The sequence below is a fragment of the Arthrobacter sp. MMS24-T111 genome, assembly GCF_054888995.1.
Window position 1 is genome coordinate 804676 of sequence record NZ_JBTZRO010000001.1, and the last position, 21205, is coordinate 825880.

Below are 21205 nucleotides of genomic sequence, written 5' to 3' on the forward strand. Positions count from 1 at the left end.
TCGATGCAGCCAGGAAACCAGAAACAAACAAACCCACACCCCGCCAGCCCTCCCCCGAAAGGGACAACCAACAGACCATGGCCCTGTTGCCTCAGGACCCAACAGTGTGCCAAACACTAAACCGCGCCATCACCCACCCACCGTTCCAGAACCATCACTGGCTCGTACTAAGACAAGCAAAAAACACCACGACCGCTATTTGCTGATATTCCACCCTTGAGCACCCGCCACGAAACACTCGTCCGTGAAACGGGCCTTTACTCCTGACAACACCACCACCCCGCATACACGGGACAGCAACTGCTGTAGGTGCTCCTTAGAAAGGAGGTGATCCAGCCGCACCTTCCGGTACGGCTACCTTGTTACGACTTAGTCCCAATCGCCAGTCCCACCTTCGACAGCTCCCTCCCACAAGGGGTTAGGCCACCGGCTTCGGGTGTTACCAACTTTCGTGACTTGACGGGCGGTGTGTACAAGGCCCGGGAACGTATTCACCGCAGCGTTGCTGATCTGCGATTACTAGCGACTCCGACTTCATGGGGTCGAGTTGCAGACCCCAATCCGAACTGAGACCGGCTTTTTGGGATTAGCTCCACCTCACAGTATCGCAACCCTTTGTACCGGCCATTGTAGCATGCGTGAAGCCCAAGACATAAGGGGCATGATGATTTGACGTCGTCCCCACCTTCCTCCGAGTTGACCCCGGCAGTCTCCTATGAGTCCCCACCATCACGTGCTGGCAACATAGAACGAGGGTTGCGCTCGTTGCGGGACTTAACCCAACATCTCACGACACGAGCTGACGACAACCATGCACCACCTGTAAACCAGCCCCAAAGGGGAAACCACATTTCTGCGGCGATCCGGTTCATGTCAAGCCTTGGTAAGGTTCTTCGCGTTGCATCGAATTAATCCGCATGCTCCGCCGCTTGTGCGGGCCCCCGTCAATTCCTTTGAGTTTTAGCCTTGCGGCCGTACTCCCCAGGCGGGGCACTTAATGCGTTAGCTACGGCGCGGAAAACGTGGAATGTCCCCCACACCTAGTGCCCAACGTTTACGGCATGGACTACCAGGGTATCTAATCCTGTTCGCTCCCCATGCTTTCGCTCCTCAGCGTCAGTTAACGCCCAGAGACCTGCCTTCGCCATCGGTGTTCCTCCTGATATCTGCGCATTTCACCGCTACACCAGGAATTCCAGTCTCCCCTACATCACTCTAGTCTGCCCGTACCCACCGCAGATCCGGAGTTGAGCCCCGGACTTTCACGGCAGACGCGACAAACCGCCTACGAGCTCTTTACGCCCAATAATTCCGGATAACGCTTGCGCCCTACGTATTACCGCGGCTGCTGGCACGTAGTTAGCCGGCGCTTCTTCTGCAGGTACCGTCACTTTCGCTTCTTCCCTACTGAAAGAGGTTTACAACCCGAAGGCCGTCATCCCTCACGCGGCGTCGCTGCATCAGGCTTCCGCCCATTGTGCAATATTCCCCACTGCTGCCTCCCGTAGGAGTCTGGGCCGTGTCTCAGTCCCAGTGTGGCCGGTCACCCTCTCAGGCCGGCTACCCGTCGTCGCCTTGGTAGGCCATTACCCCACCAACAAGCTGATAGGCCGCGAGTCCATCCAAAACCACAAAAGCTTTCCACCAACCACCATGCGATGGAAGGTCATATCCGGTATTAGACCCAGTTTCCCAGGCTTATCCCAGAGTCAAGGGCAGGTTACTCACGTGTTACTCACCCGTTCGCCACTAATCCCCCCAGCAAGCTAGGGATCATCGTTCGACTTGCATGTGTTAAGCACGCCGCCAGCGTTCATCCTGAGCCAGGATCAAACTCTCCGTTGAAGAAAAACAGACACAACCAAGCAGGTGGAAATAACACCACACCCGGCTGCACAAAATTTGAAACCAGCTGTAAAAACCAGACCACACCACGGGGTGGCGGATCCAGTCAATTCAACCAATCCATAAAACAATTGGTATCAACAAACTTGGCACACTATTGAGTTCTCAAACAACAGACACACCCGGCACCACCACAACCAAACAAACAGTCGCAGATCGCTCCGGAGCAACTTTCCAAACTTACCCGATCCCCCACCCCAACACAAATCCAACTTCCAGGATCCGAATCGAAATGAAGACCGCCCCCACCCGCCAGGCTCGCCACAAAGCGAACCATTTTCCAGGCCGTTCAGAAGGGGGTTTTCGCCGCTATCTTTCCGCATCAGCGGCGGCGACTCAGAAAACAATACACGCCCACCAACCCCACCGCAAATCCGGGACCAAGGGCTCCGCACGCTGCCGGAAACCGCGAATTTCCGCGGTTTCCGGCAGCGCTCACCGTGCCCGCTCAGTATTCTCGGGGGTTTGGAGCCTATGTCGGGTGGCTCACATTCCGGAGCGGCCTCAGCCGTGGACTTGGAGGCGGACCTCAAACTCAGCTTCGCGGGGCTTCAGCCGGTAAGGCTCCAGGACGCCGGGACCACAGGCCGCGGTGCCCACACCCCGCCGGGCGTGATCAACGTAGACGTAGCTGCGTCCGTCCGCAATGAGGTCGGGACGATGCGCCGCTGCCGCGAGGACGTCCATGCCGTAGGGCCTGACGGTCAGCGCAAAGGGCTCTCCTGAGAGTTGCAGCTGCTTGCCGCCGGTTTCCAGGACCGCGTGCCGTACGGAGCCGCGCGCCCCGGACTCCTGCGGCCGGACATAGTCAACCTCCCAGCCGGCGAGCGGCAACTCGAACCACCCCATCCGCGCCCCCTGGCCGGTGTCCGGGTAACTCTGGTACGGTCCCTGCCCGAACCAGTTCACCGTGGTTGTCTCGGCTGCCAGGATGAGCTCCAGCCCGATTCGCGCCCATTCGATGTCGAAGCCGGCGTTGACCCAGTCTCCTGCCGGCCTGACGCGGGTGTTCAGTGCCAGTGCTCCGGAGTTGCTGGTCCACAGGTAGTCAACCAGCACTCCGTACTGCTTGTCCGCAATGCCAACGCGGGTGCTGACACGAAGTTGTTCCCCGCCCCCTGCCGCGGGTTCTGCCGTGATGCCCAGCAGGCGTGTGTGGAGGCGGTCAAGGCCTGCGTCCTTCCACTGGGTGGCAAGCGGCCGCTCGTCGGTGCTCCCCCATTCCCGGCCCAGGTCGTTGTCAGTGGGTGCCCACCACAGGACCAGCCCCAGTTTGTCGACGGGAAGGCCGCCGATGGACGTGGGCATGCCGGTGGCCCGGCTGAACCGGGCGTTGCCAAGTTTCAGCTCGTCGTCCATGACCTCGACACCGTCCACGGCGGGCAGCCGGGGATCCTGTGTCCCAAAACGGGCCGCCTGGCCCCAGGCGACCTCGTGGCCGGCCCCTGCCCAGGCCGTATCGGAAGCAAGCACCGCGCTCACCGTCAGCACGGCAGACTGGCTGGATGCCGGCGCGGCAGCATACCGGGCAATCTCCGTCGGCAGCTCGACGACGGCCTCGGACTGGGGCGCTATCGGCGCAACGGCCACGGACCCCTCCACCTGGGTGCCGCCGTCGGCCACAACTGTGTACCGGAAGCTGAAGGCGGACGTGTCCGCAAAGTCCTGGCCGTTCCGCACGGTGAAGCGGGCCCAATCCTGCCCGACCTCTATGCGCAGCGGCTCGATGACCTTCTTGAAGTCCAGCAGCCCGGGCCGGGGCTTGCGGTTGGCGTCAACCAAGCCGTCAGTGACGAAGTTTCCATCGTGGATCTCTTCGCCAAAATCCCCGCCGTAGGCGAAGTGTTCGCTGCCATCCGCGTCCGTCACGGTGATGCCGTGCTCCAGCCACTCCCACACGAAGCCGCCCATGAGCCGCGGGTATTTGTCGAACAATTCCTGGTATTCGCTCATGCCACCGGGTCCGTTGCCCATGGCATGGACGTATTCGCAGAGCACGAACGGCATGGCACGGCGCCTGGCGTCCAGTTCGGCGTTCTCGAGGGGCGGTTCGATTCCTTGGCCGATCAGCGCCGTCTCGGCCTGGCTGGCATACATCCGGGAGTAGACGTCAACGTCGGGCGAAGACCAGTCGCCTTCGTAGTGGATGGGGCGCGACGGATCGCGGTCCTTGGCCCAACGGGACATGGCGGCAAGGTTCCGGCCCGTGCCAGCCTCGTTGCCGAGCGACCACATGATCACTGACGGATGGTTTTTGTCGCGTTCCACGGTCCGCTCCATCCGGTCCACCAGGGCTTCCTCCCACTGCGGATCGTCGCTGGGGTTCTGCGCCCATCCGGCCCCCACGAATCCATGCGTCTCGAGGTCGCACTCGAGGACGACATAGAACCCGAGCTGGTCTGCCAGGGCGAGGAATTCCGGATGCGGCGGGTAGTGCGAGGTGCGGATCGCGTTGATGTTGTGTTGCTTCATCAACCGCAGTTCGGCTTCCACCACGTCCCGCGGCACCACGCGGCCCAACTTGGGGTGGTGTTCATGGCGGTTTACACCGCGGAGCAGGATGCGCCGGCCGTTGACCTTGAACTGGGCATCCTCGATGGTGATGCTGCGGAATCCCACTTGCACGGATGCTGTCTCACCGGGGGTGCTGACGGTGGCGTCATACAGGCGCGGCTTTTCCGCCGACCACGGCTCCACGTCCGGGACGGTGTGCTGGGCCCCGGCGGGGAGTTCCAGGCCAAGTTCAGGGATGCGGACGACGGCGTCAATCGCCTTGCCGGCCCGGGTCACCTCGACCTTCAGCCTGCCATGACCCGTCGCGTGGTCGTAGTCCGCATGGACGAAAAGATCGTCGAGGCCGTCAGCGGGCCGCGCCTGGAGGGACACATCCCGGAAGATCCCCGGCAGCCACCACATGTCCTGGTCCTCCACGTAGCTGGCGGCGGAGAACTGGGCCACCCGCACCGCCAAGGTGTTGGCACCTTCCACCAGGATGCCGGACACGTCGAATTCGTGGGCCAGCCTGCTGCCGCGGGTGGTTCCGAGTTCAACACCGTTCAGCCATACGGTCCCGGCGTTGTCGATGCCGTCGAACCGCACCAGCGCGTGCGGGAAGAACTCCGGGCCTGCCTGGAAGGTCACCACGTGGTCACCGATGGGGTTGGCTTCCTGGACGAACGGCGGTTCCACCGCGAAGGGGAATTGGACATTGGTGTAGGCCGGGGCTCCGTGGCCGTGCATGCTCCAGTTGGAAGGGACAGGCAGCGGGACGAAGCCGGCCAGGTCCGTGCCGTGCTGCCACCCGTCGTTGGGCGCGGTTCGGATTCCGGGGCTCAGCCTGAACTGCCAGTCCCCGTTGAGGGACAGCCTGGGCGCGTCAGTTGCCAGGTAGGAGCGTGCGGGCAGGCTTCCCCGTCCCGGCTCCAGCGAGGCCAGCTCCCGGACCCCTTCCTGGCCAAGCTCCAGGTTGGGGTTGGAGTGTGTGGCGCCGCGGGCGTCCTGGCCGCCATCAGTAGCGGCGGGGGTGTGGAGTGCCATGGTCTTCCTTGCTGCAGGTGTTGTTGGGGCGCAGCGTGAACGTTCACGCAGATGCGGTTAAAGCCTATCCGCTGCGTGCACCTTTGAGTAGGGGTCTAGGCGGACTGGCGGAGGACCAGCTCGTGCCGAAGGATCAGATGGGCCTCGGTCCCGCCTTCCGCGAGCGAGCCCGAGAGGAGACCTTCGAGGAGGCCGACGGCGGCACGTCCTACGGCTCGCAGGTCCAGTGCGAGGGTGGTCAGCTCAGGGGTGAGCAGTTCTCCGAGCGGTATCCCGTCCATTCCGATGACTGCGCAGTCGCCTGGTACGGCCTTGCCGGAGGCCTGCAAAGCTTTGAGTGCACCGGCGGCCATGAGGTCGTTGAAGGCAAGGATCCCGTCAACGGGGTCTGCTCGGTCAGCCAGGAGGGCCACGGCTGCCTTGGCGGCGGCCGCGGAGGGCTCGGCCTGGAAGCGGCTGAGCTGCATTCCAGCTTCTTCGGCGACGGCTGCGGCTGCCGCGCTCCGACTGCCGGCAGGCCCGCCTTGGTCCGAGTCCAGGAAGGCGACGTTCGTGCAACCCCTGGCGGCAAGGCGGGCAAGTGCCAACCTCGCAGCGTGGCGGTAGTCGAACGAGATGCGGCCGGCGGTTCCCGCGTCCGGTGAGTCCAGGGCGACGACGGGCCGGCGGCCCATAAGCGCCTGCGCCTCGTCCGCGTGCGGCGCGAGGTAGCCGATAAGGGCGTCCACCTGGGGCGCGAGCCTGGCCGCGGCGTCGACGGCACTGCCGGTTCCGTGCCCGTAGTCATCAACCACGACGTTCCAGCCGCGCCCGGTGGCTGCCTCCACCACGCTCGACGCAAACGCGGGGAAGTATGGGTTGGTCAGGTCCGGGATGGCGAGGCCAATCGATACCTTCGCTCCCTGGACCAACCCCTTGGCGAAGCGGCTGGGGCTGTAGCCCAGCTCCGAAGCGATCCTCTGGACGCGTTCACGGGTCTCGGGGCTGATACCGGGCATGTCGTTCATGGCACGGGTGACGGTTTGCCGGGAGACACCGGAGGCAGCGGCAACGTCGAGGATGGTGGCCCGTTTGCCCTTGGGGCTTGTGCTTCGGGGGGTCATAGACGGTAAGTCTAGGTGGTGTTAAGTGTGGGAGGCCCCAACCATGTGGTTGGGGCCTCGACCAGTGGTGTGTGTCCGGCGGTGTCCTACTCTCCCACACCCTCCCGGGTGCAGTACCATCGGCGCTGTGGGTCTTAGCTTCCGGGTTCGGAATGGGACCGGGCGTTTCCCCCACGCTATGACCGCCGTAACCTTGTTACCCGTCCCAACCCTGTGGGGGTTGGTGGGAAGTTTGTGGTTACAACATCTACCATCCCTTTTTGTTGGGGTGGTTGTGGTGTTGCTGTATTCAGTTGTTGGTTCCGTGCCGTATCAAACCCCGGGTGTTGGGGGTTGTTGGTTGGGAACCACATAGTGGACGCAAGCAGAATTTGTATGTATCTGTGTGGTGTAAGTTGTTGGCCTATTAGTACCGGTCAGCTTCACGAGTCGTTAGTCCTCGCTTCCACATCCGGCCTATCAACCCAGTGGTCTGGCTGGGGGCCTCTCACACATAAATGTGTATGGAAATCTCATCTTGAAGCGAGCTTCCCGCTTAGATGCTTTCAGCGGTTATCCCATCCGAACGTAGCTAATCAGCGGTGCACTTGGCAGTACAACTGACACACCAGAGGTTCGTCCGTCCCGGTCCTCTCGTACTAAGGACAGCCCTTCTCAAATTTCCTGCGCGCGCAGCGGATAGGGACCGAACTGTCTCACGACGTTCTAAACCCAGCTCGCGTACCGCTTTAATGGGCGAACAGCCCAACCCTTGGGACCTACTCCAGCCCCAGGATGCGACGAGCCGACATCGAGGTGCCAAACCATGCCGTCGATATGGACTCTTGGGCAAGATCAGCCTGTTATCCCCGAGGTACCTTTTATCCGTTGAGCGACGGCCATTCCACAATGTACCGCCGGATCACTAGTCCCGACTTTCGTCCCTGCTCGAGATGTCTCTCTCACAGTCAAGCTCCCTTGTGCACTTACACTCGACACCTGATTGCCAACCAGGCTGAGGGAACCTTTGGGCGCCTCCGTTACTTTTTAGGAGGCAACCGCCCCAGTTAAACTACCCATCAGGCACTGTCCCTGACCCGGATTACGGGCCGAAGTTAGATGTCCAAAGTGACCAGAGTGGTATTTCAACGATGACTCCACCCGAACTGGCGTCCGGGCTTCAACGTCTCCCACCTATCCTACACAAGCCACTCCGAACACCAATACCAAACTATAGTAAAGGTCTCGGGGTCTTTCCGTCCTGCTGCGCGTAACGAGCATCTTTACTCGTACTGCAATTTCGCCGAGTTTATGGTTGAGACAGCGGGGAAGTCGTTACTCCATTCGTGCAGGTCGGAACTTACCCGACAAGGAATTTCGCTACCTTAGGATGGTTATAGTTACCACCGCCGTTTACTGGGGCTTAAATTCTCAGCTTCGCCGTGAGGCTAACCGGTCCTCTTAACCTTCCAGCACCGGGCAGGAGTCAGTCCGTATACATCGTCTTGCGACTTCGCACGGACCTGTGTTTTTAGTAAACAGTCGCTTCCCCCTGGTCTCTGCGGCCCCGATCCCCTCCACACCGCGAAGGTGTATCAAGGTTGGGGCCCCCCTTCTCCCGAAGTTACGGGGGCATTTTGCCGAGTTCCTTAACCATAATTCTCTCGATCGCCTTAGTATTCTCTACCTGATCACCTGTGTCGGTTTGGGGTACGGGCGGCTAAAACCTCGCGTCGATGCTTTTCTCGGCAGCATAGGATCACCAAATCCCCCCAAACGGGGGTCCCATCAGATCTCAGGCACCATGAGTGGCGGATTTGCCTACCACTCGCCCTACATCCTTAGACCGGGACAACCATCGCCCGGCTCGGCTACCTTCCTGCGTCACACCTGTTAATACGCTTGCCTCCCAGGATCAGGTCCCGCGCTCCACCAAAACCCTTCACCCACAAGGGGTGTCAGGCAGGTCTCGGGCGGTTAGTATCCCCTGTTCAACATGGACGGTTTTTCGCCGGTACGGGAATATCAACCCGTTGTCCATCGACTACGCCTGTCGGCCTCGCCTTAGGTCCCGACTTACCCAGGGCAGATTAGCTTGACCCTGGAACCCTTGATCATTCGGCGGACGGGTTTCTCACCCGTCTTTCGCTACTCATGCCTGCATTCTCACTCGTGTAGGCTCCACCGCTGGTTTACACCGCGACTTCACCGCCCACACGACGCTCCCCTACCCATCCAAACACCTGAACCACGAAGGCTTAGCCAATGCTTGAATGCCACAACTTCGGCGGTGTACTTGAGCCCCGCTACATTGTCGGCGCGGAATCACTTGACCAGTGAGCTATTACGCACTCTTTAAGGGTGGCTGCTTCTAAGCCAACCTCCTGGTTGTCTGGGCAACTCCACATCCTTTCCCACTTAGCACACGCTTAGGGGCCTTAGTTGGTGGTCTGGGCTGTTTCCCTCTCGACTATGAAGCTTATCCCCCACAGTCTCACTGCTGCGCTCTCACTTACCGGCATTCGGAGTTTGGCTGACGTCAGTAACCTTGTAGGGCCCATTAGCCATCCAGTAGCTCTACCTCCAGCAAGAAACACGCAACGCTGCACCTAAATGCATTTCGGGGAGAACCAGCTATCACGAAGTTTGATTGGCCTTTCACCCCTACCCACAGCTCATCCCCTCCATTTTCAACTGAAGTGGGTTCGGTCCTCCACGACGTCTTACCGTCGCTTCAACCTGGCCATGGGTAGATCACTTCGCTTCGGGTCTAGATCACGCCACTGCAACGCCCTATTCAGACTCGCTTTCGCTACGGCTGCCCCACACGGGTTAACCTCGCGACGTAACACTAACTCGCAGGCTCATTCTTCAAAAGGCACGCCGTCACAACTACAAGGCTGCTCCGACGGATTGTAAGCACACGGTTTCAGGTACTGTTTCACTCCCCTCCCGGGGTACTTTTCACCTTTCCCTCACGGTACTGGTCCGCTATCGGTCATTAGGGAGTATTTAGGCTTATCAGGTGGTCCTGACAGATTCGCACGGGATTTCTCGGGCCCCGTACTACTTGGGATACTCTCACAGGCGGCACAAACACATTACGGTTACGGGACTAACACCCTCTCTGGCCGGCCTTTCAAAACCGTTCACCTATGCGCGCACATCACACCCCACCAGCCCGGCAGAACTGGTATGGAAAGTCCCACAACCCCGACCATGCAACGCCCGCCGGCTATCACACATGGAACGGTTTAGCCTGATCCGCGTTCGCTCGCCACTACTAACGGAATCACTATTGTTTTCTCTTCCTGCGGGTACTGAGATGTTTCACTTCCCCGCGTTCCCCCACGCACCCTATGTGTTCAGGTACGGGTCACCAAGTCACTCGCGCGCTCGGCGGGGTTTCCCCATTCGGACACCCTGGGATCACAGTCCGGTTATCGACTCCCCCAGGCTTATCGCAGATTCCTACGTCCTTCTTCGGCTCCTAATGCCAAGGCATCCACCGTGTGCTCTTAAAACTTGACCACAAAGATCAAAAAAATTTCTCGAGAGAACCACAGAAACCAACCACACCCCAACACCCACGAAGGGCATCAACAGCGCAGCCAGATCCAGGTTCATATTCTTGGAAATTGCTTCTTATACAAGATGCTCGCGTCCACTATGTAGTTCTCAAACAACAACCCCAAACCACACACCCCACACACCACGCCCACAACAGCAGACGCACCCATGCATGATCGATGCAGCCAGGAAACCAGAAACAAACAAACCCACACCCCGCCAGCCCTCCCCCGAAAGGGACAACCAACAGACCATGGCCCTGTTGCCTCAGGACCCAACAGTGTGCCAAACACTAAACCGCGCCATCACCCACCCACCGTTCCAGAACCATCACTGGCTCGTACTAAGACAAGCAAAAAACACCACGACCGCTATTTGCTGATATTCCACCCTTGAGCACCCGCCACGAAACACTCGTCCGTGAAACGGGCCTTTACTCCTGACAACACCACCACCCCGCATACACGGGACAGCAACTGCTGTAGGTGCTCCTTAGAAAGGAGGTGATCCAGCCGCACCTTCCGGTACGGCTACCTTGTTACGACTTAGTCCCAATCGCCAGTCCCACCTTCGACAGCTCCCTCCCACAAGGGGTTAGGCCACCGGCTTCGGGTGTTACCAACTTTCGTGACTTGACGGGCGGTGTGTACAAGGCCCGGGAACGTATTCACCGCAGCGTTGCTGATCTGCGATTACTAGCGACTCCGACTTCATGGGGTCGAGTTGCAGACCCCAATCCGAACTGAGACCGGCTTTTTGGGATTAGCTCCACCTCACAGTATCGCAACCCTTTGTACCGGCCATTGTAGCATGCGTGAAGCCCAAGACATAAGGGGCATGATGATTTGACGTCGTCCCCACCTTCCTCCGAGTTGACCCCGGCAGTCTCCTATGAGTCCCCACCATCACGTGCTGGCAACATAGAACGAGGGTTGCGCTCGTTGCGGGACTTAACCCAACATCTCACGACACGAGCTGACGACAACCATGCACCACCTGTAAACCAGCCCCAAAGGGGAAACCACATTTCTGCGGCGATCCGGTTCATGTCAAGCCTTGGTAAGGTTCTTCGCGTTGCATCGAATTAATCCGCATGCTCCGCCGCTTGTGCGGGCCCCCGTCAATTCCTTTGAGTTTTAGCCTTGCGGCCGTACTCCCCAGGCGGGGCACTTAATGCGTTAGCTACGGCGCGGAAAACGTGGAATGTCCCCCACACCTAGTGCCCAACGTTTACGGCATGGACTACCAGGGTATCTAATCCTGTTCGCTCCCCATGCTTTCGCTCCTCAGCGTCAGTTAATGCCCAGAGACCTGCCTTCGCCATCGGTGTTCCTCCTGATATCTGCGCATTTCACCGCTACACCAGGAATTCCAGTCTCCCCTACATCACTCTAGTCTGCCCGTACCCACCGCAGATCCGGAGTTGAGCCCCGGACTTTCACGGCAGACGCGACAAACCGCCTACGAGCTCTTTACGCCCAATAATTCCGGATAACGCTTGCGCCCTACGTATTACCGCGGCTGCTGGCACGTAGTTAGCCGGCGCTTCTTCTGCAGGTACCGTCACTTTCGCTTCTTCCCTACTGAAAGAGGTTTACAACCCGAAGGCCGTCATCCCTCACGCGGCGTCGCTGCATCAGGCTTCCGCCCATTGTGCAATATTCCCCACTGCTGCCTCCCGTAGGAGTCTGGGCCGTGTCTCAGTCCCAGTGTGGCCGGTCACCCTCTCAGGCCGGCTACCCGTCGTCGCCTTGGTAGGCCATTACCCCACCAACAAGCTGATAGGCCGCGAGTCCATCCAAAACCACAAAAGCTTTCCACCAACCACCATGCGATGGAAGGTCATATCCGGTATTAGACCCAGTTTCCCAGGCTTATCCCAGAGTCAAGGGCAGGTTACTCACGTGTTACTCACCCGTTCGCCACTAATCCCCCCAGCAAGCTAGGGATCATCGTTCGACTTGCATGTGTTAAGCACGCCGCCAGCGTTCATCCTGAGCCAGGATCAAACTCTCCGTTGAAAACAAACAGACACAACCAAGCAGGTGGAAATAACACCACACCCGGCTGCACAAAATTTGAAACCAGCTGTAAAAACCATGCCACCACGGGGTGGCAGCACAGCCAAAACAACCAATCAAAAAACAATTGGTATCAACAAACTTGGCACACTATTGAGTTCTCAAACAACAGACACACCCGGCACCACCACAACCAAACAAACAGTCGCAGATCGCTCCGGAGCAACTTTCCAAACTTACCCGATCCCCCACCCCAACACAAATCCAACTTCCAGGATCCGAATCGAAATGAAGACCGCCCCCACCGATTTCCAGCGCCCTGAAGGGCAACCAGATTTTGGCTTTGATTTGGGGTTTTTGGCCGCCCGGTGATCAGTTCTTCACTGTCTCCCCCGCGGCGACTTAGAAAACAATACACGCCCTGCGGCGCCACCGCAAACCGGCCTTCCCAGCGGAGAACATCCCCGGGATTCCGCGGCGAAACGGGCCAACAGGCACCCAGGCCGCCTCCCGCCGTCGTAACTTCCGCTGTGTGTGCTGCCGCACAGGGCGGAGACATGCCCAACCACCATCCGCCGAGCGGGTTAAACCAGAAGGGCCGGCAACCCTGAGGTTGCCGGCCCTTCTCAAGCAGCTGGTGTCAGCAGTGCTGGATTACCAGGAAGACTTGGTGATGCCCGGGAGCTCACCGCGGTGTGCCATGTCGCGGAAGCGGACACGGGAGATACCGAACTTCTGGAAGGTACCGCGGGGACGGCCGTCGATGATGTCGCGGTTACGCAGACGGATCGGGGACGCGTTGCGGGGCAGCTTCTGCAGGCCCAGGCGGGCTGCTTCGCGTGCTTCGTCGGTTGCGTTTTCGTCAACCAGGGTCTTCTTCAGCTCGAGGCGCTTTGCAGCGTAACGCTCAACGATGACCTTGCGCTGCTCGTTGCGAGCAATCTTGGACTTCTTAGCCATGTTTAGCGCTCCTCTCGGAATTCGACGTGCTGGCGGATCTTGGGGTCGTACTTCTTCAGGACCATGCGGTCAGGATCGTTACGACGGTTCTTGCGGGTTACGTAGGTGTAACCCGTGCCCGCAGTCGACTTGAGCTTGATGATCGGACGTACGTCCTTGTCCTTAGCCACTAGAGCTTCACCCCACGAGCCAGAATGTCGGCGACGACTGCGTCGATGCCGCGCACGTCGATGGTCTTGATGCCACGCGCAGAAACCTGCAGCGTGACGTTACGGCGCAGGGACGGAACCCAGTAGCGCTTCTTCTGAATGTTCGGATCGAACCGACGCTTGTTGCGGCGGTGCGAGTGCGAAATGCTGTGCCCAAAGCCCGGCTCGGCTCCGGTCACTTGGCAGTGTGCTGCCATGACTTCTCCTCAAGAATTGAAAGTAATGATCCGCATATCTGCTGCTGGACCATGCTGCTAAGGGCGACCCAAAAGTGAAGAAGGGCAACGGTTAGTCACGCAACTTGAGCCCCTAACTACCGGCCGCCCTGGAGAAAATTACCGGGCAACCGGAGCAATTGCGCACGCTCCGCGCACTTAGCGCCTACCAAGTCTACGAGTTGACGCAATTAAAGACCAATCGGGTGTATAAGGGCGGCAGCGGGACGAAAGGTCACAGCAGCTTGTTCCCCGTTTTCACAGCAGGGACATAGCTTCCCAAAGCAATCTTGGATGCATGAACACGCAGTCCTGCCGACAACACCGGCCGCAAGCAAGCTCCGGCCGTCCGGAGCGTCCTTCCCTGTCCACACCAAGGCCCGGCCGCGGCCGGTTCGCCCGCCAGCATAGGCAGCGCATGCTGCGCACCGACCTCCTGACCGTGATTGCCTGGGCCTCCGTTGCCGCGGCAATTGCCCTCTGGCTGGCGGACGGCGGGGCTTCGAACATCACCTCGCCCGCGGGGCTGTTCACCGCGGGCGGGATCGTGGCCGGACTGGCGGGTATGGACCTGGTCCTGCTCATGCTGCTCCTGGCCGCAAGGATCCCCTTCATTGACCGGACCATCGGCCACGACCGCGCCCTGGAATTCCACGGCAAGCTGGGCAAGCCCTCCCTCTACCTGCTCCTGGCCCACGGCATCCTGATCGCCATCGGGTACGGCATGGCGGAGGGACTCGACCCTGTCACCGAGTCCATCAACCTCTGGGTGCAGGTGCCCGATATGTGGCTGGCGTTCGTTTCCATGGCCCTGTTTATCGCCGTGGTGGTGACGTCCCTGGTAGCCGTCCGGCGCCGCTTCCCGTACGAGTTCTGGTACGTGGCGCACCTGCTGACGTATGCCGCCGTCGCCACCTCAATCCCTCACCAGTTCAGCGTTGGCGGGTTGTTCGCCGCGGGGACCTGGCAGCGCTGGTATTGGCTGGCTATCTGCATCTCCACCGGAACGGCCCTGGTGTACTTCCGCATCCTGGAACCGGTCCTGGCCACCTTCCGGCACCAGCTCACTGTGGCCAAGGTCGAGTCCGTGGCGCCCGGCGTCGTGAACATCGTCATGCGCGGCCGGCAGCTGGACCAGCTGGCGGGGACCGGCGGACGCTTCTTCATCTGGCGGTTCCTGGCCCCGGGAATGTGGTGGCATCCGCACCCGTTCAGCCTCTCTGCCGAGCCCGTCTTCACTGGCCCCGACGGCCAGGGAACCATGCGGATCACCGTCCGCAACCTCGGCGACGGATCGGCCGGGCTCCTCCGGCTCCGGAAAGGAACCAAAGTAGCGCTGGAGGGACCGTACGGCCTGCTCAGCACCGCTGCCCGCACCAAGAACAAAGTGGTCATGATCGGTGCCGGCATCGGCATCACGCCGCTGCGCGCGCTGCTGGAAACCACGCCGTTCGGCCCCGGGGAGGCGAGCGTCCTACTCCGCGGCCACACGGAGCAGGAGCTCTACCTCAGCGGCGAAATCCTGGAGCTCTGCCAGGAACGCGGGGTCAGGCTCTTCCACCTCACCGGGCCGCGGTCCCACGGCCGCTCCACCTGGCTCCCCGAGGACGCCGTGCGCAACGGCTACAGCCTCACCTCCTACGTCCCGGACATCAAGGACGCAGACGTCTACGTCTGCGGACCGGCCACCTGGGCGGCCAACGTCATAGCGGACGCCGCGAAGGCCGGCGTCCGCGAGGACCAGATCCATCACGAAAGGTTTGACTGGTGAAAATACGCGGACTCGCCGCTGCCGCCTTTGCCTCCGCAGGGATTCTCCTGGCGGGCTGGCAGGCCGGCACGCAGGTATCAGGCATCAGCACAGTCGCTACAGGCACGACGGCGACAGGCACCACGGGTGCCACCGGCACCAGCACCGGCGCATCCGGGACGGGTTCCTCCACCGCTTCGGGTTCCTCCGGCACAACAGGCTCGTCCAGCACGTCGGGGACGACCGGCTCCTCAAGCTCGTCCGGTTCGTCGGGTTCTACCGCCTCCGGCACCTACAAGGGCACCACTGTGCAGACCAGGTTCGGCCCCGTGCAGGTCCAGATCACGGTGGCGAACGGCAAGATCACGGATGTCACGGCCCTCCAACTGACCAACACCGACGGCAAGTCAATCCAGATCAGCAACCGTGCAGCCCCCCTGCTCCGCAGCGAGGCGCTGGCTGCCCAGTCGGCCGGCATCAAGACCATCAGCGGCGCCACCGTCACCAGCAACGCCTACCTCACCTCACTCCAGGCAGCGATCGATGCAGCGCACCTCTAGCCCGTTGCCGGCGCAAACCGGCACCCCGGCCCTGAAAGCCCGCACCTTCGAGTGCATGGGTACGGTCATCAGCCTGACCATGCCCGTCGGAATGGCCGCGGAAGGGCAGCCTCGGCTTGACGAGCTCGCCGCCGCCACCGCCGTCGTCGAACGCCTTTTCCGGGAACTCGACGAAACCTTCAGCCTGTACCGCCCGGACTCCGAAGCCAGCCGGCTGGCCCGCGGGGAACTGACGCTGCGGACGGCCTCTGCGCAGATGCGGGAACGGTACGCGGAAGCGCACGAATGGCGGCTGCGCACGGAAGGCGCTTTTACCCCCGAGAGGCCCGACGGCGTCCTTGATCTGTCCGGCCTCGTCAAAGGCCACGCAATCCGCGAGGCCGGGCCCTCGCTCCTGGCCCTGGGCCGGCGCGACTGGTGCCTCAACGCCGGCGGCGACGTCCTGGTGGGCGGCTCGCCCCGGCCCGGCAGCACGGAGCCCTGGAAGGCCGGGATTGTGGATCCGGCGGACCGCCGCACGCTGGTCACCGGGTATGCGCTTGGGGCGGGCGGCCAGCACGCAGCCCTTGCAACCTCAGGTTCCGCCGAGCGGGGCGAGCACATCTGGCGGCTGGGCGGCGGGACGGAATTCGTCCAGGTCACCGTGGCCGCGGCGGACATCGTCACCGCCGATGTGCTGGCCACCGCAATCGTTTCCGGCGGTACGCCCATGCTGAACCTGGCCGCTGACACCTGGGATGTTGCCGTATTGGCGATCCGCGCCGACGGCTCGATGCTGGCCACTCCGGCGTTCCGGCACGCCTGAGGACGGCGGCCGGACACTGCGGGGGTCAGAGACGCGTGAGCTGGGCGTACTTGGGCCGGAGGTCGTCCCCGGACGACTTGCCGGTGACCCGGCGGACCACCCACGGGGCCGCATATTCCCGGAACCATTGGGCGTTGGCGCGGAGCGCCTCCCTGCCGCTGAGTTCGGGGACCGGCGTCATGGGCGGGATGTCGATGGAGTGGTCATATTTGAGGACTTCGAGCACACGCTTGGCCATGTTGGCGTGGCCCGCAGCGGACATGTGCATCCGGTCGTGGGCCCACATGCCCCAGTCGTAGTACTCGCTGAAGCGCCAGTAATCCACCAACAGCGCACCGTGGTCCCCCGCGATGCCGCGGACCAGCTCGTTATAGATAGCCGTCCGGCCGCGCATGGTGCCGAAGACCTTTGACCCCCGGGCATCGAAGCCGGTGAACATCACCACGGTGGCGCCGGTTGCAGCCAGCCTGCCGACGGCGTCGTTGTACTCCACCAGCAGTTCGTCGATGTCCACGCGCGGGCGGAGGATGTCATTGGCACCTGCGTAGATGCTCACCAGTGTGGGCTTGAGTTCGACGGCGGCGTCCACCTGCTCGGCCAGGATCTGGCGGAGCTTCCTGCCGCGGATGGCCAGGTTGGCGTAGCCGAAGCCGGGATCGGCAGCGCACAGTTGCTCGGCCAGGCGGTCGGCCCAGCCGCGGACACCGTTGGGGCGGGCGGGGTCGTCGTCGCCGACGCCCTCGGTAAAAGAATCGCCCAGGGCCACGAACCGGGAAGTGAAATCCATGCGGTAAGTTTGCCATCCGTTGCCGGAAGCAACCAATCGGCGGCTCAGCCCTTGGTTTCGCGCAGGATCCAGTGGTCGGTGTCCAGCCGCCCGACAACTTTTTCGCCGATCCGCGCCAGGTCCAGGACGTCCTGTTCGGTCAGGGCATCGAGGAACAGGTCCCGGACATCCTCCACGTGGCGGGGCGCCAGCCCCACAATGGTCGCCATGCCTTCCTCGGTGAGGTGCGCCGTGGTGACCCGCGCATCGTGGGGGTGCGGCCGGCGCTCCACCCAGCCCCGTTTTTGGAGCTTCGTCACCACATGGGAGAGGCGGGACAGGGAAGCGCTGCTGCGGGCGGCCAGCTCACTCATGGGCAGGAACCGGTCCTCGGCTTCGGAGAGCATGGCCAGGACGGTGTAGTCGAAAAGGGACAACTTCCCCGCGCTGTGCAGCCTGGTGTCAAGTGCCGCAGGCAGCAGCGTGTTGATGCTCACCAGCGCCAGCCAGGCACGGCGTTCGTCTGCGTTGAGCCATCGGGGTTCGGTCATGACCCCATTCTACGATTGATCTTTCAAGTAGCCTGTTGCGGCGCCGGTAGGCTTGGCGCATGTATGTTGTCTCCCTCACCTACCGTGTGCCCCAGGAGATCGTCGACTTCCATAACGACGCCCACATCGCCTGGCTCCAAAAGGCCTTCGACGACGGCGTGTTCATCGCCGCGGGCCGCAAGATTCCGCGGACCGGAGGATTGTTGCTGTCGCAGGCGGACCGCGCCACCCTCGACGCCAGCCTGGCGCAGGACCCGTTCTACTCCAATGGCGTGGCCGATTTCGAGGTGCTGGAGTTCCATGCCGGCCGGGTGGCACCGGGGTATGAAAACCTGCTGGACAGCCCGCCCGCCCAAGCCGGCTAAGGCGCCGGGCCGTCGTCGGACGTTTCCGCCGCAAGCTTCTTCAACCCTTTGCGCGGGACTTTCACCGGCTCCGGCCAGCGCGGGGTGAGCGTGTCCCCCAGCGTGACGCCGCGGAGCTTGCGGCCGAACAGCGGCAGGACCCAGTCGTGGACCCAGCGCCGCTGCTGCTGCTCCCATTCGCGCACGCTGAGCCGTGCGGCCGGTTCCCAGTCCTTGCGTTTGATCTTGTGCGGTACGCCCAACTGGTCCAGCACCTGGCCGGCAAGGTATTTGTGCCCGGCCTTGGACATGTGGAGCCGGTCCGAGTCCCACATCCTCGGGTCATGGAAGGCGTCCAGGCACCAGTAATCCACCAGCAGGGCCCCGTGCTTCGCGGCGATCTCCCGGACCCGCTGGTTGTAGTAGGCGTTGCGCTTCTTCAGCGGCTCCAGCAGCGCCGATACCTTGACGTCGAATCCGGTGAAGAGCACCACGGTAGCCCCGGTCCCTGCGAGTGCGGCGACGAATTGCTCGTAGTCCGCCATCAGCGCCGCCATGTCCGTCTTCAGGTCCAGGATGTCGTTGCCGCCGGCGTAGAGCGTGATCAGCGTGGGCCGCATCCGCAGCGCGGGTTCCAATTGTTCGTCAATAATGTGCCGGAGCCGCTTGCTCCTGATGGCCAGGTTGGCGTACTTCCAGCCGGGCTGCGCCTTGGCCAGTTTCTCGGCCACACGGTCGGCCCAGCCCCGCACCCCGTTGGGCAGCCGCTCATCCCGGTCCCCCACCCCTTCGGTGAAAGAGTCCCCCAAGGCAACAAACACCCGCCGCCCCGAGTCAGGAAGCAAGGATTCGGGCACCACGCCAACCTAGCCGCAACAAAGAAAGCGCAGGGAAAGCCAAGGTAAAGCTTGGGTGACGGAGAGGCTCTAAGCCGGCGACGCTGTTTCGCGTAGGAGCGCATCGCCGACCGGAGCGGAGAGAGGCCGCCCGCGGCCGAATGGAGCGAAGGAAGGTGTCTAAGCGACGGCGAAATAGTGTCGCCGGCGCACCCAGGCGCAGGAAGACTCAGCCCTCGGCTTTGCCCTGCCGCCAGTAGCCCATGAACGCCACCTGCTTCCGGTCGATGCCTACCTCGCGGACCAGGTACCGGCGCAGGTCGCGGATGGCGGCCGCTTCGCCGGCGATCCAGGCGTAGAAGGGCATGGCGCCGGCGGGCAGCTGCGGATTCCTGGAGGCGGTGATGGCGGCGGCTTCCATCCGGGCAGGCGTTTCCCAAAGGATGTCCACGTCGACGTTGACGTCTTCGGGCTCCGGCCCCGCGCCGCCGTCGTCCGCGGTGATACCCACCCAGCCCGGCACGGGGACGGCCTGGCGCACTGCCTCCTGCAGCAACTGGCCGTGCGGCCTGGACCTGCCGATGGCGGCACCGCGGGCCAGCCAGGTGATCTCGATGTCCGCCGGGGAGCTGAGTTCCAGGAAGTCCGCGGGCTGCTGGACCTCGACGAACGCGTGCCCGCTCATGTAGGGGGAAGGGTTTCCAGGATCGCGGAGATCGCGGGAACGGCGGTCTCGTCGCCGGCGAGCAGGATGCGCTGGGCCAGCCCGGGACGCCATTCGATACCGGAGTAGGTTTCCGCGGTGACGCAGTGCGCTGCGCGGTTGTTGGGGCCGATGATGGTCAGGGAATCGCCCGGTTTGGCGTTCACGGCCCAGTTCGCGGCCGGACCGGAGGTGTCCATGGGCAGCCCGCGGTGACTGCCGTGCAGGGCGAAATCAACGTCGATCTCCGGGTACACCGCGTCCAGCCTGGCCTCCCGGACGGTGTAGGTCCGCATGGCGCCGCGGACGGCCGGGTCCATGGCAAGCCAGTCCCGGTACCAGCCCGGCCGGCTGGTGTTGAAGGCCGGGAGCGGCAGGTGGGTACCGTCGGCGGCGAGCGAGGGGATCAGCAGTTTGATCCGGAGGTCAAGGGTGTCGCCGTGGACGCCGAAGCCGCGCAGCGAGTACCCGCCGAAGGTGATCCTGCGGAAGTTGGGGCTGAGGTCGCGGACCGCGGTGACGCTGACCTCGAAGGCAAGGCTCATCGGCTGGGTGGCGGCGGTTTCGCGGGTCTTCATGCGACGGGCTCCAGTTCGTTGGCGGTGGCGTGGTGGCGGCCGATGGGGATGATGAGCGGGGTCCCGGAGACGGGGTCGGGGATGACGCGGCTTTCGAGGCCGAAGACCTCGCGGACCAGGTGTTCGGTCACCACGCCGGCGGGGGTGCCTGCGGCCGTTACGCCGCCCTCCTTCATGGCGATGATGTGGTCCGCGTAGCGTGCGGCGAGGTTGAGGTCGTGCAGGACAATGGCCACGGTGGTGCCCCTTGTACGGTTCAGGTCCGTGACCAGGTCAAGGACTTCCACCTGGTGCGCCAGGTCGAGGTACGTGGTGGGTTCGTCCAGCAGCAGCACCTCCGTTTCCTGCGCCAGCGCCATGGCAATCCAGGCGCGCTGGCGCTGGCCACCGGAGAGTTCGTCCACTTGGCGCCCGGCCAGGTCCAGCGTCCCGGTGGCTTCCAGTGCGCGCTGCACGGCGGCCTCATCGTTGCCACTCCAGCTGCGGAACAGGCCTTGGTGCGGGTAGCGGCCGCGGCCCACCAGGTCGCGGACGGTGATTCCGTCCGGGGCGGCGGGATGCTGGGGAAGCAGGCCAAGGGTGCGGGCCAGTTCGCGGGCCGGGCGGGCGTGGATGTCCTTGCCATCCAGGGTCACGGCTCCGGCTGCTGGTTTGAGGAGCCGGGACAGGCCGCGCAGCAGGGTGGACTTTCCGCAGGCGTTCGCACCAACGATCATGGTGACCCTGCCTTCGGGGATCCGGATGCTGAGCCGGTCCACCACGCAGCGTTGGTCGTATTGCAGTGTCAGGCCGTGTGCTTCCAGGACGGGCACG

At 62.4% G+C, this 21205-nt stretch carries 14 protein-coding genes, 4 rRNA genes and 1 pseudogene; 5 read left to right on the forward strand and 14 right to left on the reverse strand.

Translation table 11 applies throughout. From position 1 onward, the window contains the following. Positions 1-320: 320 nt before the first annotated feature. The 6 genes from ACX5I6_RS03615 to ACX5I6_RS03640 form a co-directional block, all read right to left on the reverse strand. Positions 321-1845, reverse strand: a 16S ribosomal RNA gene (locus ACX5I6_RS03615). 564 nt (positions 1846-2409) lie between these two features. Beyond that, on the reverse strand, positions 2410-5442 hold the full coding sequence (locus ACX5I6_RS03620; protein WP_461839497.1) for a glycoside hydrolase family 2 TIM barrel-domain containing protein: 3033 nt from the start codon (positions 5440-5442) through the stop codon (positions 2410-2412). Positions 5443-5537: 95 nt separating this feature from the next. Then, positions 5538-6545, reverse strand: coding sequence for a LacI family DNA-binding transcriptional regulator (locus ACX5I6_RS03625; protein ID WP_461839498.1), 1008 nt, complete (start codon positions 6543-6545; stop codon positions 5538-5540). Positions 6546-6618: 73 nt separating this feature from the next. Then, positions 6619-6735, reverse strand: a 5S ribosomal RNA gene (gene rrf, locus ACX5I6_RS03630). A 194-nt stretch (positions 6736-6929) separates the two neighbouring features. Further along, positions 6930-10056: ribosomal RNA gene (locus ACX5I6_RS03635) — 23S ribosomal RNA — on the reverse strand. Positions 10057-10590: 534 nt separating this feature from the next. Next, a 16S ribosomal RNA gene (locus tag ACX5I6_RS03640) occupies positions 10591-12115 on the reverse strand. The 16S, 23S and 5S rRNA genes sit together here, the layout of an rRNA operon. A gap of 24 nt (positions 12116-12139) precedes the next feature. Between ACX5I6_RS03640 and ACX5I6_RS03645 the strand changes: the two genes are divergently transcribed. Beyond that, positions 12140-12487, forward strand: a complete 348-nt coding sequence (locus ACX5I6_RS03645; protein ID WP_461839499.1) for a hypothetical protein — start codon at positions 12140-12142, stop codon at positions 12485-12487. Positions 12488-12769: 282 nt separating this feature from the next. Here the strand turns inward: ACX5I6_RS03645 and rpsN are convergent, their stop codons facing one another. Genes rpsN through rpmB form a run of 3 tightly spaced genes read right to left on the reverse strand, consistent with a single transcriptional unit; the run spans position 12770 to position 13481 of the window. Next, the gene (gene rpsN / locus ACX5I6_RS03650) at positions 12770-13075 is read right to left on the reverse strand and encodes a 30S ribosomal protein S14 (RefSeq protein ID WP_015938870.1); all 306 of its coding nucleotides are present in this window, start codon (positions 13073-13075) and stop codon (positions 12770-12772) included. Positions 13076-13077: 2 nt separating this feature from the next. Continuing rightward, positions 13078-13245 (reverse strand): 50S ribosomal protein L33, encoded by a 168-nt coding sequence (gene rpmG / locus ACX5I6_RS03655; protein WP_013602737.1) that lies wholly within the window; start codon positions 13243-13245, stop codon positions 13078-13080. Further along, positions 13245-13481, reverse strand: a complete 237-nt coding sequence (rpmB, locus tag ACX5I6_RS03660) for a 50S ribosomal protein L28 (RefSeq protein ID WP_018763944.1) — start codon at positions 13479-13481, stop codon at positions 13245-13247. The genes rpmG and rpmB overlap by 1 nt, the downstream gene beginning before the upstream one ends. Positions 13482-13917: 436 nt before the next feature. Between rpmB and ACX5I6_RS03665 the strand changes: the two genes are divergently transcribed. The 3 genes from ACX5I6_RS03665 to ACX5I6_RS03675 are packed head-to-tail and all read left to right on the forward strand — an operon-like array spanning position 13918 to position 16614. Then, positions 13918-15270: a ferredoxin reductase family protein gene (locus ACX5I6_RS03665; RefSeq protein WP_461839500.1), complete on the forward strand. Its 1353-nt coding sequence runs from the start codon at positions 13918-13920 to the stop codon at positions 15268-15270. Continuing rightward, on the forward strand, positions 15267-15809 hold the full coding sequence (locus ACX5I6_RS03670) for an FMN-binding protein (protein WP_461839501.1): 543 nt from the start codon (positions 15267-15269) through the stop codon (positions 15807-15809). Before ACX5I6_RS03665 ends, ACX5I6_RS03670 begins: the two co-directional genes overlap by 4 nt. A gap of 55 nt (positions 15810-15864) precedes the next feature. Continuing rightward, positions 15865-16614: an FAD:protein FMN transferase gene (locus tag ACX5I6_RS03675; protein WP_461841664.1), complete on the forward strand. Its 750-nt coding sequence runs from the start codon at positions 15865-15867 to the stop codon at positions 16612-16614. A 25-nt stretch (positions 16615-16639) separates the two neighbouring features. Here ACX5I6_RS03675 and ACX5I6_RS03680 read toward each other — a convergent pair whose 3' ends face one another. Both ACX5I6_RS03680 and ACX5I6_RS03685 read right to left on the reverse strand, forming a co-directional pair. Beyond that, positions 16640-17401, reverse strand: a complete 762-nt coding sequence (locus ACX5I6_RS03680) for an SGNH/GDSL hydrolase family protein (RefSeq protein ID WP_461839502.1) — start codon at positions 17399-17401, stop codon at positions 16640-16642. Positions 17402-17445: 44 nt separating this feature from the next. Continuing rightward, entirely contained in the window at positions 17446-17931 is a 486-nt protein-coding gene (locus tag ACX5I6_RS03685) for a MarR family winged helix-turn-helix transcriptional regulator (RefSeq protein ID WP_285244374.1), read from the reverse strand. 59 nt (positions 17932-17990) lie between these two features. Between ACX5I6_RS03685 and ACX5I6_RS03690 the strand changes: the two genes are divergently transcribed. Further along, the gene (locus tag ACX5I6_RS03690; RefSeq protein ID WP_461839503.1) at positions 17991-18296 is read left to right on the forward strand and encodes a YciI family protein; all 306 of its coding nucleotides are present in this window, start codon (positions 17991-17993) and stop codon (positions 18294-18296) included. Here ACX5I6_RS03690 and ACX5I6_RS03695 read toward each other — a convergent pair. The 3 genes and pseudogenes from ACX5I6_RS03695 to ACX5I6_RS03705 form a co-directional block, all read right to left on the reverse strand. Continuing rightward, a complete protein-coding gene (locus tag ACX5I6_RS03695) occupies positions 18293-19135 on the reverse strand; it encodes an SGNH/GDSL hydrolase family protein (protein ID WP_461839504.1) in 843 nt (280 codons plus the stop codon). The two genes, ACX5I6_RS03690 and ACX5I6_RS03695, sit on opposite strands and share 4 nt — an antisense overlap. 205 nt (positions 19136-19340) lie before the next feature. Beyond that, positions 19341-20392, reverse strand: a pseudogene (locus tag ACX5I6_RS03700) (siderophore-interacting protein). Next, complete coding sequence (locus ACX5I6_RS03705; RefSeq protein ID WP_461839505.1) at positions 20389-21204, reverse strand: ABC transporter ATP-binding protein; 816 nt, start codon at positions 21202-21204, stop codon at positions 20389-20391. The pseudogene ACX5I6_RS03700 and the gene ACX5I6_RS03705 overlap by 4 nt, the downstream one beginning before the upstream one ends. Between the last annotated feature and the right edge of the window lies 1 nt (position 21205).

Bases quoted from the DNA above. Each gene is read 5' to 3' on its own strand.
- rpmB (WP_018763944.1), bottom strand. From the start codon at position 13,481: ATGGCAGCACACTGCCAAGTGACCGGAGCCGAGCCGGGCTTTGGGCAC.
- ACX5I6_RS03620 (WP_461839497.1), bottom strand. From the start codon at position 5,442: ATGGCACTCCACACCCCCGCCGCTACTGATGGCGGCCAGGACGCCCGC.
- ACX5I6_RS03675 (WP_461841664.1), top strand. From the start codon at position 15,865: ATGGGTACGGTCATCAGCCTGACCATGCCCGTCGGAATGGCCGCGGAA.
- ACX5I6_RS03680 (WP_461839502.1), bottom strand. From the start codon at position 17,401: ATGGATTTCACTTCCCGGTTCGTGGCCCTGGGCGATTCTTTTACCGAG.
- ACX5I6_RS03690 (WP_461839503.1), top strand. From the start codon at position 17,991: ATGTATGTTGTCTCCCTCACCTACCGTGTGCCCCAGGAGATCGTCGAC.
- rpsN (WP_015938870.1), bottom strand. From the start codon at position 13,075: ATGGCTAAGAAGTCCAAGATTGCTCGCAACGAGCAGCGCAAGGTCATC.
- ACX5I6_RS03625 (WP_461839498.1), bottom strand. From the start codon at position 6,545: ATGACCCCCCGAAGCACAAGCCCCAAGGGCAAACGGGCCACCATCCTC.
- ACX5I6_RS03685 (WP_285244374.1), bottom strand. From the start codon at position 17,931: ATGACCGAACCCCGATGGCTCAACGCAGACGAACGCCGTGCCTGGCTG.
- ACX5I6_RS03665 (WP_461839500.1), top strand. From the start codon at position 13,918: ATGCTGCGCACCGACCTCCTGACCGTGATTGCCTGGGCCTCCGTTGCC.